The following is a 17,950-nucleotide window of genomic DNA, read 5'->3' as shown; positions in this document are numbered from 1 at the left end:
TATTCAAAATTTAAAATAGAATATGACATTAATAAAATCAATATCTGGAATACGAGGAACAATTGGAGGAGAAGTAGGAACTAATTTAACCCCTGTAGATGCCGTTAAATTTGCATCGGCTTATGGTACATTTTTAAAACAAAATAATAAAAGTAAACTATCGAAACTTAAGGTAGTTATAGGTCGAGATGCTCGAATTTCTGGCCCCATGATACATAATTTGGTAGTAAATACTTTACTAGGTTTGGGTATAGATGTAATAGATTTAGGTCTTTCTACCACACCAACAGTTGAGGTTGCAGTACCTATGGAACAAGCAGATGGCGGTATAATACTTACCGCATCGCACAACCCAAAACAATGGAATGCTTTAAAATTACTTAATGAAAAAGGAGAATTTTTAAGTGGTAAAGACGGCGAAGTTATTTTAGCATTGGCAGAAGCCGAATCTTTTGAATTTGCCGATGTAGATAGTTTGGGCGAAATTACTCAAAACGATGCTTATATGGATATTCATATCGATGAGGTGCTAAATTTACCATTGGTAGATGCAGATTTGGTAAAAACCAAGCAGTTTAAAGTAGTGGTAGATGGAGTAAATTCTTCTGGAGGTATTATTATTCCTAAATTATTAGAACAAATGGGAGTAGAGTGTATTAAACTCTATTGCGAACCTAATGGTCATTTTCCGCATAATCCAGAACCGTTAAAAGAACATTTAGCAGACATTTGCGAATTGGTTGTAAAAGAAAATGCCGATTTTGGTATAGTAGTCGATCCAGATGTTGATAGACTCGCTTTTATAAGTAATGATGGCGAAATGTTTGGAGAAGAATATACTTTGGTTGCAGTAGCCGATTATGTTTTGAGCAAAACACCAGGCAATACAGTTTCCAATATGAGTTCTTCCCGAGCTTTAAGAGATATTACAATTAAGCATAACGAAACCTATCAAGCAAGTGCTGTGGGCGAAGTAAATGTAGTGGAACTTATGAAGAAAAATAAAGCTGTACTAGGAGGAGAGGGTAATGGAGGTATTATATATCCAGAAATTCACTATGGTAGAGATGCGCTTGTAGGTGTAGCATTATTTTTAACATATTTAGCACAACAAGATAAAACGGTAGCTCAACTTAGAGCAAGTTATCCTCAGTATTATATGAGTAAAAATAAAATAGAACTAACACCTCAAATAGATGTAGATGCAGTAATGAAAACAATTGCCGAGAAATATACTCACGAAAATATCTCAACTATAGATGGTGTAAAAATTGATTTTGAAAATGAATGGGTTCATTTGCGCAAATCCAATACAGAACCCATAATTCGTATTTATACCGAAGCGCCTACACAGCCAGATGCAGATAATCTAGCCATTAGGTTTGTTGATGAATTAAAAACCATAGCAGGTATATAATTTTTTAAAATACATTAAGATACAGTCTTCATAACTTGAAGGCTGTTTTTTTATTCTAAAAAAAGGCTTAGTAGTAAACTTAGAAAAAATCCTACAGTATAACAAAGTATATCTTCCCAAGAAAAAGAAGTACCAATTACAACTCTAGCTATTGCATATTGGCTTAGACCTACACGTTCTACAAAATTTATATATTGTAAAAATTCAATGAAAAAAGCAAACACTAAAACCATGAATGCAATAGAAATCGAGCGTGTTTTTACAAAACTTTTTGCGCCACAAAAAAGCAGTATTACAACGAGGATATCGCCTAAATAAGGTCGTACAAATGTATCTCGAACATACAGAGCTATGAGTACTTCTACAATAAAAATTGTTAGAAATAAAATAAAATATTTGTTATTTAAATACATAAGCTTTTTCTTTGATAAAACTAAAAGAGACCCCAAGTCATTTATGAAAACAAAAGTAATCATTTACTTCGCTTTATTGGTATTTGTAGTAAGTTGCCAATCGGTAGAACAGTACAATAAGCATAGAGAAACTTCTATTTCTGTACAAAAATTACAAGAAGATGTTAATTATGTTCAAAAAACTCTCTACAAGTTGCATCCTTCTACCAATTTGTACATCAGTAAAGAAGCTTTAGATTCTAAATTTGATAGCATTCGTAGAGTAATTACTCAGCCCTTAACTCCCAATGAATTTCAGTTACTAATTGCCCCAGTTATAGCATCAGTACATCAAGGGCATATGTATATAAATCCTTTGTATAAAAAATATACCAAAAAAGAACAAAAACAGTTCAAAAAAATGGGTGACGGGCCAATTACACAATTGGGTTATGAGTGGATAGACAATAAATTAGTTTTACTAAAAAATAAAACTACCGATAAAAGTATAAAATTGGGCTCTGAAATTATCTCAATAAAATCTGTAAAACCTATAGACTTGTATCAAAAATATTATAAAACACTTACTTCAGACGGTTACAATACCACTTATATTAGAAAAGCATTTGGAAAACGTTTTTCATCTTATTTAATAGAGAATATAGGTATAAATGATAGTGTAGAAGTTGTTTTTCAATACAAAGATTCGGTTTATATCAAATGTATTAAACGTTTACAAAAAGAAAATAAAGTAGCTACAAAATCAGTAGCAAAAAATGATAATTTAAACCCTAAAGAAAACAAAAATAATTCCAAAAAAGAATCTACCAATAAAATCAAAAAGAATAAAAAAATCTATGGTTTTGATGCTTCGAAAAATGAGTATGTAAAAAGCTTAAAGTTTATTACAAAAGATAGCACAACAGCATATCTTAAAATTTTAAATTTTAGCACAGGAAGATATAAAAAAGCCTACGGAAAAATATTTGATTCTATACAAAAGCGAGGTTGCAAAACACTGATACTTGATTTGAGAGACAATCCAGGTGGTCGAATAAGTGAAATTGTAAATCTATATGGTTATTTTACTAGTTCAAATTATACACTTACACAGCCTGCAATTGTTACATCTAAAACAAGTTTATGGCATATTGATTTATTTTCTAGAATTCCAAAAATAGCATATCCTGTTGCTGGAGTATTTTATCCTGTATATATAACTTATACCTACTTGGCAACACAAAAACAAGCTACAGGAGTTTATACATACAAATTGGAAAGTGCTTACGAAGAGCAAAGTAAAGCCAATGCGTTTAAAGGCAAAATGTATGTTTTGATAAATGGAGGAAGTTTCTCGGCATCATGTTTACTCTCATCAGCATTAAAATCTAGAGAAAATGTAGTATTTGTAGGTGAAGAAACAGGTGGCGATTTTAATGGCACTGTAGCAGGATTTATGCCTATTAAAAAATTACCAAATTCAAAATTACCTTGGCGGTTGGGTTTGATGGATATTAGACCTGTAAATCAAACCAATACCAAAGGGCATGGAATTTATCCAGATATTCCCCTAATACCAACCGTACAAGATAAATTAAAAAATATTGATGTAGAGCTCAATTGGATTATTAATGATATTGAAAAAAAGTAATTTTAGTTTGTATTATTTATGTTAGTAGACCTACTGATTGTTATTTTCTCACCGTTGAGTTTTTCAATGAGCAAGGTTTCATTTTTATATAAATAATACCAAAGTAAAAATTCACATTCGTCTTTAAAATCAGATACTAATTTGCCATTTACAGATTTAATTTCTTCATCTATATCTAGTTGTAAGGCTGTACTATTTTGACTAATATTCTTAGAAGTTATTATAAATTTACCTTCTTTAATACTTACTCTTGTGTCTAATGGATTTTTATTTGCAACTGTATTATTAGCATTTAATAAATTTAAGTAAAATTTATTTTGACTGTAATTTAATATAACTTCCTTGCAATATTTATTAAAAAAATAAACGCCAATTTTGTCATCAGTATTTGCTTTTCTAGAAACTTTTATATCTTTTATAAGAGTATTATGAATATACATAGTATCAATTATAAAATCGTTAGCCTCAATAGGTGTTCCTAAACCTGTTAAACTCATATTTGAAGTAATATATTCGTTTACTTTATTTTTTGTAGATTGTTTACGATAAATTTCGGTTATATCATCAGTAGCAGCATCTACTTCAAGAATACCATTAAAACCAAAATCAATCAAACAACTTTTAAAGTTTTTATTGTTATAACTGTATCTTACTCGCGGTGTATTCGATTTGTAGAAAATATCCCAAGTTTGCATGGTAGCATCGGTTTCAAAAGGTGTTTCGGAAACATAGATTAGTTTTTTTTCAAAATCAAATTTCCAATTAAATTTATTAATTACATCGGCTCCCAATAAAAAAAGATTTGCACAATTTAAAAAGGGCATATCATATGTAAGAGCTTTTAAATTTGTTACATGAAAATTACCTATATTAAGTTCATCTATAAGTACATTTTCAATTTTGGTTTGATTTTGATTTGAATCTTTAACTCTTTTTTTTCCTTTGCTTTTGGAAATTTTTGCCATACTATTTACATTAGTATTTGATACGCTATGACTAGCTCCAGTATCAAACGCAAAATCGGTTTCTACACCATTAATTTTTCCTTTAAAAACCAACAATAATTTATCCAAATGAAAAGGTATAGTGTCTATAGTTTTACTTTGTGCATAACCATTTAAAAATAAAAAAAATAGTATTAGGGATAGTATGTATTTCATATATAAAAATAAATTAAAGTTGTTTAAGATTGAAATTCAATAAGCCATTCGATACCAAATTTATCTCTAAGCATGCCAAAATATACCCCCCAAGATGCATCTGCCATAGGGACTTCAATTTGACCACCAGCAGATAATTTTTCAAAAATAGTATCAGCTTCTTCTTTCGTTTGTGTGTTTACTACTATTTTGCTTCGATTTTCATTTTCATTTACTTGCCCCAGAAATTCAGGAACATCACTTCCAATTAGCAAAGTGTGTTGTCCTATAGGCAATGTAATGCGCATAATTTTGTTCATTTCATTTTCAGAGATGAGGTTAGGAGGGAAGTCTATATCTTTAAATCTAGTAATAGTACCAAATGTACCACCAAATACTGATTTATAAAATGTAAAAGCTTCTTCTGTATTCCCGTTAAAGTGAATATATGGATTTATTTGTGCCATATTGTTTGTATTATTTTTATATGTATTATATCAAATCTATAATCTTATTAGCTTCACGAATGCCACTTAAATAGGCTCCATGCACTGTAGAAAAATAGTCTACTTCTGTGTGTTCTCCGGCAAAAAATACTTTATCGTTTATTTCTTCAGCCAAGTCATCAAAATGGTGCATTTCTGTACTTACTGCGGTATAAGAATACGAACCCAATGAATTTTCGTTGGTTTGCCATTTTGTTCTTAATAAGTGTGTAGGATTTGGAATAGTATTTCCATAAATGTCTTTTAAATGCAACATAATTTCATCTATAATTTGTGCATCGCTCATAGATTCTGTTTGTCTTGCATAATCTGCGTAGGCAAATGTCATGAGCGCATTTACATTTGGATTGATTTTTTTAACATTTACAAAATAGTTAAATTTATCCTTAATTTCTGGTGTGTATGAAATGTATTGAACATCATCCCAAAAGGCATTATCCCAAGTTAATAAAAATTTATTAACGCAATTCATTCCCAATTTTTGTATCGCATTTGTTTTGGTATTTGGCAAACTTGGTGTAAATTCTATGGTGTTTGCTTTTAATACACCCAAAGGAACGGTTACCAAAACATAGTCGGCTTCTGTAATCACTCCGTTGTGGGTTACTTTTATTTTTGAGTTGGAATAATCTATTTTTGAGACTCTTTCATTGCATTGAATAGCTAAACCATTTGCCAAAAAGTTTGCAAGAGTATCATACCCATTGGTTGCTATTTTTTCTGCACCACCAAATTCTTCGCCTTCATTGTAAAGTAAAGAAGACAAGTTGTTTAAATCCCCACAATCGAATGTTACATAGGTTGATAGTAAAAATTTCCAAAGACGATTATTTACTTTATCAGGATATAAATTAGCAAAAATGGTTTCAAAACTTTGTGTTGCATTGCCACTATTCATCATTGAATTTAAAATAGTATAAAGCTCATCTTCTGCATTATTGTATGCACTAGCAGTTCTTAAAACTCCACCTATATCGTATGATTTTCGGCTATTATCAATAGTTTCAAAAGTATTCATACCAGCTTGTTGTGCCAAAGCTGTAATAGGATTTCCATCTACACCATGTATCCAGCTAGCTCCTTCATCAAAGTCAAAACCAAGAGTTCTATTGGTGCGTAATCGGCCACCTACTTTATCTTGAGCTTCCAATACTACAACATCAAACCCATTGTCTTTTAATTTTTTTGCGGCTGCCAACCCCGAAATACCTCCACCAACAACAATAACTTTTTTGTCATTAGACTCATTATCATCTTTATCATTGCAAGAACTTGCCAAGATAGAAGGTGTCATAAGTAAAAGAGGTAAACCCGTTAAAGTGTCTTTTATAAATTTTCGTCTTTGCATTGTTGTTTATTGTTTGTAAAAGTAATATTCGTATGTACTATTTGGTTTCTGTAATTGAAAAAAGATGTTACAAGATGTAACAGTGAGTTTACTATAAAATTTTCAATCTAGCCAAACGCCTGTTGTGCATTCGGTTTTTTATTTATCTGATTTTCAGTTTTTCAATATATTCACTAGATTTTCCATTCCAATAGCATTTTTCACAACGATTTTCTATAAAATTATGTTCACAATTCGGATAGCCATATAAAACTAAAGAACATTCTGGACAATGATTTTCCATTTCAGAAGATTCTTTATTGAATTCACTATTGCATTCATCACAAATATTCAATTTAGACACATCCATTAATATTTTAAAGTTATCATTTTCCACTTTCCTCAATTTTATATTCTGTTTTTGTGATGTCTTTCTTGCCAATTAAAAAAGGCAATATTATTCCAATAACAATGAAAAGAGTTGAGTAAATCTTAAATGGTTCTACACGTAAATATTGTGGAAATAGTGGATTATTTGATGGACTTCCAATCTTTGAAATCAATACGAGTAATCCAGTGCTAAAGCTTACAACACAACTCAAACAAACGATTAAGTTGTTTATCAGAATTTCGGATAAATTTTTCCAATTTCTTTTTTCGGTTAATATTAAACTACACATTGGAATTGACGAAATTATAAGATAATCGAATGTGTTTATTTCAACTCCGAAAAAGTAACCTGTCTTATTCTGTATAAATTCTGATAGACCAAATACAGAAGTTGGGCCAACAAAGAAGTTCAATAATATGAATAACACAATTGAAATTACGATTGATAAATAAAGATATTTTTTATTTATATTGATCAACATTACTTAGTTAATTTTTTATTTGATTTTGAGTTTCTGCGTTCTTTTAAACTCACGAACTTTGTAACCACTTAATTTTCCACTAAGATAATATTTTTTGCGAAAGAAAAGCGGGAATTTAGTACATTTTTCACCATTTCTTGAAACCGCTGTTAGGCGTTCGTTTTTTTATCCTCAATTGGTTTCACTTCTGTTATTTCTACTTCTATATTTTCCTTTTTTGCAAATTTGTCGATAAAAAAAGTATTGATTTTTCTAGATAATTTATCACCAACAAAAGGCAAATCTTGTTCCGCAATGTCTAATAAAATAATTTCACAATTATTAATTTCAAATTCATTAGATAAATTTTCAATTTCTATTTTGTAAGCACCATTTTTATATTTATAAAGTTTTTCAATCCATCCAGTTTCGATTGGCAGTTTTAAAAATCGGTCTAGCTTTTTTATGTTTTCAGGAGTAAATTTAAGTTCATATTTAGTTTCATTTTCGCCGTCAAATGAAGTTTGCAAAAACAGTATAAAATTATTTTTTGATTGTTCAAAAACTGCTTTTACCTTACTAATATATTCTGCATTGTTGATAGTCCAATATTTTCCACACTCTATTTTTTTCAGTTTAGTTATTCCGTCAAACTCAAACTCAATATATGTTCCATTTATTTTATAAATTCTGCTTGGATAAAAGCCATTTTTGTTTTCGTGTGAATTAATTTTTTCATACTCTGAAAATTTTAAATCAATATACTCTATCCAATTTTCCATTAATGAAATTTAAATTTCCCTGTGTAACTTGCTATTTTTTGAGCTAGTTCGGCTAAAATGACGCCTAACGTTTCCTTGCTTGACACAGAAACGAAGCCAGCGAACGAATTAATTTCTGCTAAAGATAAACATTTTAGTGAAAAAGTGACTTCAATTTAAGAGAAAATGAGCTATTGCGCCAAACCGCTGTTGACTGCTGGGCAAATCTGCGTTTTTCTGTTGTCTGTCGAGTAGTTTTTTTCTTTCAGATTTCAAGTTTTTTTCCGCTTTCGCTTCTAAAAAAAAAAAATTCCACTTTCGGTGTTTCTACTTTTTTGTCTCACACTAATTTACTTTTCAAGCATAATTTCACGAAAGTTTTCTGTCCGATTTCGTTCAGCAGTAATTTTCTGATAAAATTCCGACAAAAAAAAGAAAAAACCACGAATTTGAAATATTCATAATTCTTTCTTTAATAAACCAGGAAAAATTTCTTCCGGAATTTTTCCGCGTATAGCAGGCAACGTTTTGCGGCTTGACGCAGAAGCGAAGCCAGCGAACGAATTAAATTCTGCTAAAGATAAACATTTTCGTAAAAAACGGACTTCAATTTAATAATAATTGAGCTATTGCGCCGAACCGCTGTTGCCTGCTGTGCGAATCTTCGTTTTTCTGCTTTCAAGTTGAGTAGTTTTTTTCTTTCAGTTTTCGAGTTTGCCGAATTTCTTTCGCTTGTAAAAAATTTTTCCGCTTTCGACGTTTCAAATTTTCTTGTCGATTTATTCTTTTAATCTGTTTCAGATTTCACTTTTTAAGTACAAATTTCCGTAAACTTTCTTTTAGATTTCAGTTTTTGTCCGATTTCGTTCAGCCGTAATTTTCTGATAAAGTTCCGACAAAAAAAGAAAAGAAAAACCACGAAGTTGGAATATTCATTATTCTTCCTTTAAGAAACCAGGAAAAAATTTCTTCCGGAATTTTTCCGCGTATAGTAGGCGACGTTTCGCGGCTTCATGAAGTGGCGATGAACCAAGACCAAGCCTTCACAAATATAAACAAAACTTTAAATTAATAACCTTTCCGATTTCAAATAAATTCCATGTCTCGCCATTTCTTGAAACCGCTGTTAGCCAACGGTTTTATAATGTCATTGGTGTAAATCCCCAATCTTGTCTGTAATTTTTCACATCAAAACCTTTTATTTTTTCGTTATAATTTAGTTGGTATATTCTTCCATTCTCTTCGTCATAATAGCAATTGTAATTAATTATGAAATCTTTTGGGTGCCATTCTTTTTTCATTTTTTCATAATTTTTACGTAGTCTAACAAATGCAGAATCAGAAGTTTCATTTGGAATATTTGAATTTGATTGTATAGTTTTGTAAATAAGTAAACTATCTTTTTCTTCTAATTTTTTGGTGATTAATAATGATTGTAGCATTTCATTTACAACCTCGTATTTTATGTTTCTATCTTTCAACGGATTCTTTGGATTAGGAAATATGTTCAAAGCATTATTTAACTCAATTTTGAAAGTTGATTTTATTTTATCAACGTTTTTAATTGGTTTGTCAAATGGAAATTCCCAATAATCTTTGTATTTGTTATTAAAGAATGGAATTGCTGAACATTTTTTTTTTGAATTAATCAAAATAATTATTTGCTGATAGTCTTTTAAACTGTCTGGTTGAGAAAATAATTGAATTTCAAAATCAAATTCTGCATTCTTTACACTTTTAATAAGTTTGTAATTTTTTCCAAATGATTTTTCTTCAGTTTCTAATTGAGGAAATTTTTCAATTATATTTTCAATTGTTTTTTCCACTTTTGTTTCCATTTTTTCAGAACAACCAAATGTTATTATGAAGAAAAAATAATATAAATAATAATTGTTATTTGTCATTTTGTTCTGTTTTTTCCTGAGTTCCAACAAACTGTTGGCTAACGAACAGGGCTTTGCGAAGTGGCGGGAAATCGAAGACGAAAGTTTCGATTTAGACGACACGTAACAAAAGCCAATTTCTATTTGCTAAATTATGAAAAAAAGCCAATAAAATTGGCTTTTGCGGATTATGAAGCCGAAAATTTCAACTTAGACGGCCCCCGCCATTTTAAAAAACCCTTGTTAGCAGAAGTTTTTATTATTCGGTTTTAAAGTATTTGTAATTTGGTTGATAATCTACATTTTCGTCTATATGATTTGGAAGAATTAAATATTCGTCATTTATTAGAAAACTAAAATTCGATTTGTTTTTTAAAAGCTTTTTTGAAAGTGAAATTCGATATTTGTTTTCAGAAACATTAGTGAGTCTATATTTGTTGTTTTCTTTATTCCAATCGTTGAAATCTCCAATCAATTTTATAGATTTTATTTTATTGTTTTTCAAATAAGTTTGTAGATATATTTTGGGTGTTCCATCCAAATCCGTTAATATCCTATTTTCTGTAGTTGAAAAAGTGAATTTGAAATCCCTTTTGTTTTTAGAAATAGTTGAATTGATTTTTGGTTTTGGTATGGTAGAGAATGTGTATAAATATGATTTGTCCAAATTCAGAGAATCTACACTTCTAAAATTTGCTCCGAAAGCTAATCCGTATTCTGTATTTTCATTAAGATTTCTCTTTAATGAAATGTGTATTTCTTTTTTACTTTCTGATAATTTAATTGAATCAATTGGAATGGTTGAATAAGGAAAAGGTGGTTGTTTTATATTGTAATTGTAAAGCATTTCTTTGTCGAAGAACAAAACAATTTCTTTAATATCTGTAGAAATATTTTGTGCGTTATTCTTTGGTGAAAAGTCTATGATTTTTGGTGAATTAAAATTTTTGTTGATTGGCAATGTAAATACAAGTTCCATATTTTTTTTATATGTATTTATTGGGTTTTTAGAAACAGCTTCATAAGCCTTTATAAGGTTTGGCATGTAACTCTCCAAGGTTGGAAACTTATCTCTATTTTTTTGATAGATTTCTATGGAAGAAACTAAATCAGGAACCCAATAAAATTTTCTCAAGTATGTTTCGTGAAAAAATTGTTCATTTTTTAGCTTAGCATCGGCTTTTTTTGACGAAGCAAAATATTCAATAACAGCAGCTCTAACTAAACCTTCATTTAAAGCAGTGAGCCAATCACTGTATGCTTGTTCGTTTAAATCTTTTTTTACGATTTTGTAAATTTTATCTCCATAAGGCTCTAAATCCTTTTCAATATTGTCTTGAAGATAATTTACAAAAGAGTGGTTAAATTCGTGAACAATGGTTTCTGTATAACCATTTTTAGTTGTGTAAACAGGATTTCCATCATCATCAAAACCCCAAGCTCCTAAAATACTGTAAACTATTTCCTTTTGATTTGGAACTTGTATTTTCACTCCAAAATTCCCAGTAAATCCCATTCCTAAAATAATAGTAAACTTTTCGTTCGGAACTTTACCATAAAATTGAGGATACCAATCTAAATCAATTTCATTTAAAACATTTTTATTAAATCGTTCTTCAGCAATTTTGTACAAATTCTGATGTTCGCTATAAAATTTTTGAAAGTTACTTTCTTTGTGAAATTTTTGTAGCAGTGTTATAAAATGTTCTGTGCTTTTGATGTTTTTTCCCCAACGTTTTTCAGGGATATTTTTAGAGAAAGGAATTATTGGTTTTAATTCAGGATAGGATAGATGAATAGCCATTTTAGCCACAGCATCATATCCAATTCCTTGTTCTTTTCGGATTTCTTTGATGAAGTTTATAAACTCGTGATTTTTGTATTCAGCAAAATATGAATTTATATCACTTACATAACTTTTGAAATAATCTGCTTTAAACTCGTCCGCATCTGCTAATCTAAATACTATAGAGAGCAGTTCAATTCTTGGGTCTACTTTTGCATTTTCTAATTGTTTATTTTGCTGGGTAAATCCATAATTTGAGATACAAAAAAGGATAATTAAAATCAAAATTTTCTTTGTCATTACGATTTCTTATAAGAATTTTTGCTAACGTTTCGCGGCTTGACGCAGAAGCGAAGCCAGCGAACGATTTAATTTCTGCTAAAGATAAACATTTTCGTGAAAATAGATTTCAATTTAAGAAAAAACGAGCTATTGCGCCAAACCGCTGTTGTGTCCTGTTTTTATCTTTTACTTTGATAATTTTCGGGAATATTTACTATTCCGCAACCATCAACAAGCCATTTTTCATTAACCAAAACTAATTTCATAGTAACTTCAAAATCAGTCCATTTTTTACCTTTCATAATTATATAATTCGTTTTAGGGTTAAAATATTTTAATTCAAAACCTTCTTCTGGATAATCTTGTCCGTTAACTATTGGGTTAAAATCAAGTCCCATTTCAGGATCTTCTTTTTCAGCTTCTTCTACAATTTTCTGTAATTCAATTTTAAAGCTGTTTGATGTCAATTGACTTGATTTTACAAAATTTATGTAACCAACTGATTCTTTCACTTTATTACAATCGGTAATGTATAAATTTATAAATTTCAATGCAGTTTCTACTGGCGAATTATCTGTTATCTTGTCTTCTCTCTTTTCTTTTGATAGTTGGCTATTAATTTCTGTTTTAGGATTTTTAATTTTGTCGTTTAATAAATCAATCTCTGAGTTTTCTTTTTCTACATTTTTGTTACAGCAAACAATTGAAATAATTGTTAAAATTAAAATGATTTGTTTCATTATTTTCTACTTTAGTTTTTTGAGTTTTCTGTCGCACGAAAATATCACACAACGTTTTGCGGCTTCAAGGAGTGGCGAACTTCGTGACCGCTTAATTTTCCACTAAGATAAAAAAACTTGCGAAAGAGAAACGTGAATTTACCACATTTTTCGCCATTTCTTGAAACCACTGTTAGCAGCAGCAATTTTTATTAGAATTCTAACGTATGTTTTTCAACAATTGTTTTTTCTCTCATTTTGTCATTTTTGTCAATTAAAGTAGCGATTATTTCAACCCGATTCTTCTCAAATATCATTTTGTCAATACAGCTTTCTTCAGGTGCTATAAGGCAAATATTTTGGAAAAGTATAGGCTTCTTTATGCCGTTTTTTAAATTTACAACTTCCACTTCTAATTCATTAAGACTAAAACTTCTTTCTGGAATATATCCAATTTTGCCAGTTTTTATATCATAATCGACAACAAAAGAATAATCAATTCCTTTATGTTTTGTGTTTTTTGGTAATGTTAAAATAGCTTCTCCTTGTGTTGAGCAACCGTGAGTTAAAAATATATGGTTTTCATTTTCTCCTTTATATTTTGGTATGAAATAACTTCTCATAAGTAGAGTAGAAGCACAACAAAAAAGTCCTGTTTTATTTCCTTTAGACCATCTTAAATATAAATCCTCATATTTTGTTTTATCGTCTTTTACCAAATATTCGATTTTCCACCCATTTTTGGTTAAAGTATCTTTACAATAGAAATTAATGTCAATATAATTTTTATCGTTTAGGTCAATTGGTACAAGTTTACCCGAACCTTTATATGTAGCTTTAAATTCGACATTTTCATCAACATTTTTATTTTCTGTTGGGTTGATTTTTTTATGCTTTCATTTTTGTTATTACAAGATAACAATATGAAAATTAATAAGATAAATGTTTTTTTTATAAGTTTCGTCATATTGTTGCTGCTAACGTTTCGCGGCTTCAAGAAGTGGCGAACTTCGTAACCGCTAATTTTCCACTAAGATAAAAAAACTTGCGAAAGAAAAATGTGAATTTACTACATTTTTCGCCATTTCTTGAAACCGCTGTTATAAGCCGTTTTTATTTTTTTTCTCCACTCTTCCAAAGTCATTAGTTTATTTTTTATTGTGTCTAAAAACTTTATTTCAAAGGTTTCTTTATAAATGTAATAATTAAATTTTTTCTTTTGTTCAGTTTCAACTCTTACCCAATAATAATTTTTATCATTTTCTTGTGGAGATTCTACAATTCTTGTTCCTGCCCATTTCTGATTTTCAGGTAATTTTTCCATCAAGTTAAATATTTTCGTTCTGTTTTCATTATCAGAATCAGCAATCTCAAAACTTGGATTTCTAGTTGGAAAATATATTTCATTTAGAAGTTTTGGATTAGTTTTTCCAAGTTCTTGAAATCGAGATACTGCAAGTTTATAATAGGCGTAATGTTTGATTGATTTATTGTTTTTTATTTCTCTGTAAATTTTATACGCTTCATTTTTATTCCCAACACTTTCATTATAATTTGCTAACGCATAATCGTATATGTAATAACCTTTTCTAATGCTATCGACAAACGATCTAGCCTTGTCTAGTTGCTTTAACTTTAAGTAGTTTGCAGCATAAGCACAAGCTCTGTCACCCATAACAAAATCATAATCATCATCGAATAATTCTTTTATAGACTTTTCATATTCTTTTTCTTTATAATATAGTTCGCTTTTAAATAATGTAATTGGTCTTCAATAGTTCCCTTTATTTGAGATTTGTATTTGTCTTTTTCGTTTTTATTTACATTTAATAAGCTATCAGCTTTTGATGTGATTATATCAGGATTTTTTTCAGATTCTGTATATAAGTTTAATAATTGCTTTTCAAATTTAGAATATTCTTCATCAACTTTATCCATTTCTTTATGCAATTGCATATGACTTTCTTCTTCATCTGATGTTGATTTAACATTTTTGCAAGAAAAAATTGTTAAGGAAAATAATAATAAAAAGAGTGATCTCATACGTCTATTTTGTTTCGTTTTTCAGAAAATGGCTTATAACGTTTCGCGGCTTCAAGGAGTGGCGAACTTCGTGACCGCTTAATTTTCCACTAAGATAATATTTCTTGCGAAAGAAAAATGTGAATTTGCTACAAAATTCGCAATCTTGCCAAACGCCTGTTGTGCGTTCGTTTTTTTAATAGTAAGCGCTTTCAGCAACTCCAACTTCTTTAATTTTCTAATTTTCAATTTTTACTCCCAATCCATTTTCAATATCCCAATCGCAATCGAATTCTAATCCGATTGTTCCTAATTTGCAGTTTTTGTCATCTTGAATATGAATATTGCCAATTTCATAACTTTTGAAAAGCATTTCTGGTGTTGTTGGAGTTGGTAATATTTTTTCTAAATCCTATTTAGTTATTTCTGTATTAGCCAAATCAATTCCACTTTTGTAATCATCATAAACTGATTTATAATATTCAAATATTGCAAGCTTAATTTTTTCTTTTAATTCTTTTTCCTCTTTTGCAAATTCTGATAAATTTTCAGCTTGTTTATCACTTATTTTTCCTTTAGAATTCCAAAATATTACTTCAACGTCTTTTTGAGCTAAAAAAGCTAATTTTATTTTAGATTTTATTTCTACATTTTGATTATTTAAGTCTGCTTTTTTTTCTTCCTCATTTTTTTTCAAGTTTCCACAAGAAAAAGCCAATAAAGATATTCCGCAAATTAAAAGTATGATTAGTTTTTTTTTTCATTTCAGTAAATGTTTTTCTATTTCGTTCGTCCAAAATGACGCACAACGTTTCGGGGCTTTGCGTAGTGGCGGATTTTATGCACAACTTTTTATACGAAGCACCAAAGTTCAAATTTAGTGAAATGTTTCATACGAAGCACTTCGCCCGCCATTACGCGAAACCCCTGTTATAGGCAGGCCAATTTTCCTGTTCATAATTTGGCCGGTATGTTTAAATTTAGTAATTTTGTTGTTGAATAATTTAATTTGCAAAGTATGAAAGTTGTGTCGTTTTTTGCAGGTGCTGGTGGTCTTGATTTGGGCTTTGAGAAGGCTGGATTTGATGTCGTTTGGGCAAATGAATACGATAAAGAAATTTGGGCAACGTATGAGAAGAACCATAAAAATACAATTTTAGACAGACGAAGCATTGTCGATATTCCGTCAAGTGAAGTTCCTGATTGTGATGGGATTATTGGTGGTCCGCCTTGTCAAAGTTGGTCAGAAGCTGGTTCTAAGCGTGGTATAGCTGATAAAAGAGGTCAGCTGTTTTATGAGTTTATGAGAATACTTGCTGATAAAAAACCTAAATTTTTCTTGGCAGAAAATGTGTCTGGAATGTTGTTGCCTGCTCACAAAGAAGCGTTAGCGAACATAAAACAGATGTTCACTGATATAGGTTACGACTTGTCATTTCAATTGTTGAATGTGTCAGATTATGGTGTTCCGCAAGATAGAAAGCGTGTTTTCTTTATTGGTTACCGTAAAGATTTGGGAATTAAATTCACTTTTCCAAGACCTACAACGTTAGAAAATAAAATCACTCTTGAAGAAGCAATTGGAGATTTAAAAGATACTGTCTTACCTGCAAAAGAAGGAAACTATACTAATGGAAGAGATTGTAAAGTTTTAAATCACGAATATATGATTGGCGGATTTTCGTCAATGTATATGTCGAGAAACAGAGTTCGTTCTTGGGATGAAGTTTCATTTACTATTCAAGCTGGTGGTCGTCACGCACCTATACACCCACAAGCTCCAAAAATGAAATTTATTGAGCAAAATTTGCGTGAATTTGTGAAAGGTCAAGAACATTTGTATCGTAGATTGAGTGTTCGAGAGTGTGCAAGAATTCAAACGTTTCCTGACACTTTTTCGTTTGAATATAGTAGTGTTGTTGCTGGTTATAAAATGATTGGTAATGCTGTTCCTGTTAGAATTGGTAAAGTTTTGGCTGAAAAAATTTATGACGATTTGGAGAATTTGAAAGTCATTAATAGAGTAACTCCAAAATCTATTTCCACCGAATACAATGGAAATATTGTAATTGAAAAATTAAATGAGATTGTAAATAGAGTAACAGTAGTATAATGGCGAAAATTGCAACCCAAACCATAAATGGAAAAGCGTTTGAATATGCTTTATTGAATGAATTTTTAGAGCGTTTAAAAGTTCTTACTTCTGTTTCAGTCGTTGAAAATGAACCTTACAAAACTGCCTTGAAATGTTTCGTTAGTTTTGACGAAAAGGAGCAAAGTCATTATAAATTGGTAGCAAGTTTTGCAGTGAATTTTTTACTCGATATTGAACCACGATTAGCAAACGGAATTAGTGATAAAGATATTTTGCAACTCGAAATTGTAGCTGACAAAGCTGGTCAAACTGGCGATGTTCGGGATGTTTTGGCAATTAGGTCATTACAAAAATGGGAGATAGGAATTTCAGCAAAAAATAATCATAGAGCAGTTAAACATTCTCGTTTGTCAAATGATATTGATTTTGGTCAAAAATGGTTAGGTTTTCCTTGTTCTATTAAATATTTCCAAGAAATAAAACCCGTTTTCGATAATTTAGCAAAGTTGAGAACGGCAAGTAAAGCAACTCAAAAATGGGATACTTTGGGAGATTACCACACTTCTGTCTATGTTCCTGTTTTGGATGCTTTTAAGAAAGAATTATTACGTTTAGATAAAGAAAATCCTGGGATTGTAGCCGAAATTTGATTAAATACTTAATTGGGAATAAGGATTTCTACAAAGTTATAAAAGGAAAAAACAAAGTCGAAATTCAAGCTTACAATTTACACGGAACTTTAAATTTACCGTTTGAAAACATAAAGCCAAAAGCGAAAATTCAGCGTTTAAAATTGCCAAACCGTCTTATCGAAGTCGTTTACCAAGATAATTCGAAGACGACAATTTTAGTCACATTAAGTGAAGGTTGGCAAATTTCGTTTCGTATTCATAACGCAAGTTCTCGAATTGAACCATCTTTAAAGTTCGATATTAATTTAGTGTCTGCACCGCATTCACTTTTCTCAAATCAGCTGTTTATTGGTTAAGGTCGGTCTTTAGCACGCTGGTCGATGGCTTGCATATAACGTTTTGCGGCTTGACGCAGAAGCGAGGTCAGCGAACTAATTAATTTCTGCTAAAGAAGATAAACATTTTCGTGAAAAACGTACTTCAATTT

Annotated in this window: 18 protein-coding genes and 1 pseudogene; 5 read left to right on the top strand and 14 right to left on the bottom strand. The window is 30.2% G+C overall.

What is annotated here, in order from left to right:
- Window positions 1–22: 22 nt before the first annotated feature.
- Window positions 23–1,417 carry a phosphoglucosamine mutase gene (gene glmM, locus Q361_RS01620; protein WP_103724968.1) on the top strand — a complete coding sequence of 465 codons (1,395 nt, stop codon included), beginning with the start codon at window positions 23–25 and terminating at the stop codon, window positions 1,415–1,417.
- Window positions 1,418–1,467: 50 nt separating this feature from the next.
- On the opposite strand, the gene Q361_RS01615 is transcribed toward glmM, so the two are convergent.
- A complete protein-coding gene (locus Q361_RS01615; protein WP_103724967.1) occupies window positions 1,468–1,830 on the bottom strand; it encodes a ribosomal maturation YjgA family protein in 363 nt (120 codons plus the stop codon).
- Window positions 1,831–1,873: 43 nt separating this feature from the next.
- Here Q361_RS01615 and Q361_RS01610 point away from each other — a divergent pair, with 43 nt between their 5' ends.
- Window positions 1,874–3,460: a S41 family peptidase gene (locus Q361_RS01610; RefSeq protein ID WP_169929241.1), complete on the top strand. Its 1,587-nt coding sequence runs from the start codon at window positions 1,874–1,876 to the stop codon at window positions 3,458–3,460.
- 2 nt (window positions 3,461–3,462) lie between these two features.
- On the opposite strand, the gene Q361_RS01605 is transcribed toward Q361_RS01610, so the two are convergent.
- The 13 genes and pseudogenes from Q361_RS01605 to Q361_RS13985 form a co-directional block, all read right to left on the bottom strand.
- Window positions 3,463–4,620, bottom strand: coding sequence for a retropepsin-like aspartic protease (locus tag Q361_RS01605; protein WP_103724965.1), 1,158 nt, complete (start codon window positions 4,618–4,620; stop codon window positions 3,463–3,465).
- A 23-nt stretch (window positions 4,621–4,643) separates the two neighbouring features.
- On the bottom strand, window positions 4,644–5,066 hold the full coding sequence (locus Q361_RS01600) for a VOC family protein (RefSeq protein WP_103724964.1): 423 nt from the start codon (window positions 5,064–5,066) through the stop codon (window positions 4,644–4,646).
- Between the two features lie 25 nt (window positions 5,067–5,091).
- On the bottom strand, window positions 5,092–6,453 hold the full coding sequence (locus Q361_RS01595) for a flavin monoamine oxidase family protein (RefSeq protein WP_103724963.1): 1,362 nt from the start codon (window positions 6,451–6,453) through the stop codon (window positions 5,092–5,094).
- Between the two features lie 142 nt (window positions 6,454–6,595).
- Complete coding sequence (locus tag Q361_RS01590) at window positions 6,596–6,829, bottom strand: MBL fold metallo-hydrolase (RefSeq protein ID WP_245874588.1); 234 nt, start codon at window positions 6,827–6,829, stop codon at window positions 6,596–6,598.
- Window positions 6,819–7,304: a hypothetical protein gene (locus Q361_RS13625; protein WP_146046967.1), complete on the bottom strand. Its 486-nt coding sequence runs from the start codon at window positions 7,302–7,304 to the stop codon at window positions 6,819–6,821. The genes Q361_RS01590 and Q361_RS13625 overlap by 11 nt, the downstream gene beginning before the upstream one ends.
- Window positions 7,305–7,453: 149 nt before the next feature.
- The gene (locus Q361_RS01585; RefSeq protein ID WP_103724962.1) at window positions 7,454–8,065 is read right to left on the bottom strand and encodes a hypothetical protein; all 612 of its coding nucleotides are present in this window, start codon (window positions 8,063–8,065) and stop codon (window positions 7,454–7,456) included.
- Between the two features lie 1,118 nt (window positions 8,066–9,183).
- Window positions 9,184–9,882, bottom strand: coding sequence for a hypothetical protein (locus Q361_RS01580; protein WP_146046966.1), 699 nt, complete (start codon window positions 9,880–9,882; stop codon window positions 9,184–9,186).
- 304 nt (window positions 9,883–10,186) lie between these two features.
- Complete coding sequence (locus tag Q361_RS01570) at window positions 10,187–12,013, bottom strand: DUF4932 domain-containing protein (RefSeq protein WP_103724959.1); 1,827 nt, start codon at window positions 12,011–12,013, stop codon at window positions 10,187–10,189.
- Between the two features lie 161 nt (window positions 12,014–12,174).
- The gene (locus Q361_RS01565; protein ID WP_103724958.1) at window positions 12,175–12,735 is read right to left on the bottom strand and encodes a hypothetical protein; all 561 of its coding nucleotides are present in this window, start codon (window positions 12,733–12,735) and stop codon (window positions 12,175–12,177) included.
- Window positions 12,736–12,926: 191 nt separating this feature from the next.
- Window positions 12,927–13,433 carry a hypothetical protein gene (locus tag Q361_RS01560; RefSeq protein WP_103724957.1) on the bottom strand — a complete coding sequence of 169 codons (507 nt, stop codon included), beginning with the start codon at window positions 13,431–13,433 and terminating at the stop codon, window positions 12,927–12,929.
- Window positions 13,434–13,783: 350 nt separating this feature from the next.
- Window positions 13,784–14,389 (bottom strand): hypothetical protein, encoded by a 606-nt coding sequence (locus Q361_RS01555; RefSeq protein WP_103724956.1) that lies wholly within the window; start codon window positions 14,387–14,389, stop codon window positions 13,784–13,786.
- A gap of 32 nt (window positions 14,390–14,421) precedes the next feature.
- Window positions 14,422–14,757 (bottom strand): hypothetical protein, encoded by a 336-nt coding sequence (locus Q361_RS01550; protein ID WP_103724955.1) that lies wholly within the window; start codon window positions 14,755–14,757, stop codon window positions 14,422–14,424.
- Window positions 14,758–14,974: 217 nt separating this feature from the next.
- Window positions 14,975–15,433, bottom strand: a pseudogene (locus tag Q361_RS13985) (DUF6985 domain-containing protein).
- A gap of 321 nt (window positions 15,434–15,754) precedes the next feature.
- On the opposite strand from Q361_RS13985, the gene Q361_RS01540 reads away from it, so the two are divergent.
- Genes Q361_RS01540 through Q361_RS13835 form a run of 3 tightly spaced genes read left to right on the top strand, consistent with a single transcriptional unit; the run spans window position 15,755 to window position 17,819 of the window.
- Window positions 15,755–16,849, top strand: coding sequence for a DNA cytosine methyltransferase (locus Q361_RS01540; protein WP_103724953.1), 1,095 nt, complete (start codon window positions 15,755–15,757; stop codon window positions 16,847–16,849).
- A complete protein-coding gene (locus Q361_RS01535; protein WP_211290359.1) occupies window positions 16,849–17,481 on the top strand; it encodes a HaeIII family restriction endonuclease in 633 nt (210 codons plus the stop codon). Before Q361_RS01540 ends, Q361_RS01535 begins: the two co-directional genes overlap by 1 nt.
- Window positions 17,478–17,819 (top strand): HaeIII family restriction endonuclease, encoded by a 342-nt coding sequence (locus Q361_RS13835; RefSeq protein WP_211290358.1) that lies wholly within the window; start codon window positions 17,478–17,480, stop codon window positions 17,817–17,819. The genes Q361_RS01535 and Q361_RS13835 overlap by 4 nt, the downstream gene beginning before the upstream one ends.
- The last annotated feature ends 131 nt before the right edge of the window (window positions 17,820–17,950 follow it).

It is taken from the genome of Flavobacterium croceum DSM 17960, from assembly GCF_002917885.1.
In the GTDB taxonomy this organism is placed as follows: domain Bacteria; phylum Bacteroidota; class Bacteroidia; order Flavobacteriales; family Flavobacteriaceae; genus Flavobacterium; species Flavobacterium croceum.
Note: the sequence above shows the minus strand (reverse complement) of the source record. Positions and strands in the feature narration are given on the sequence as shown.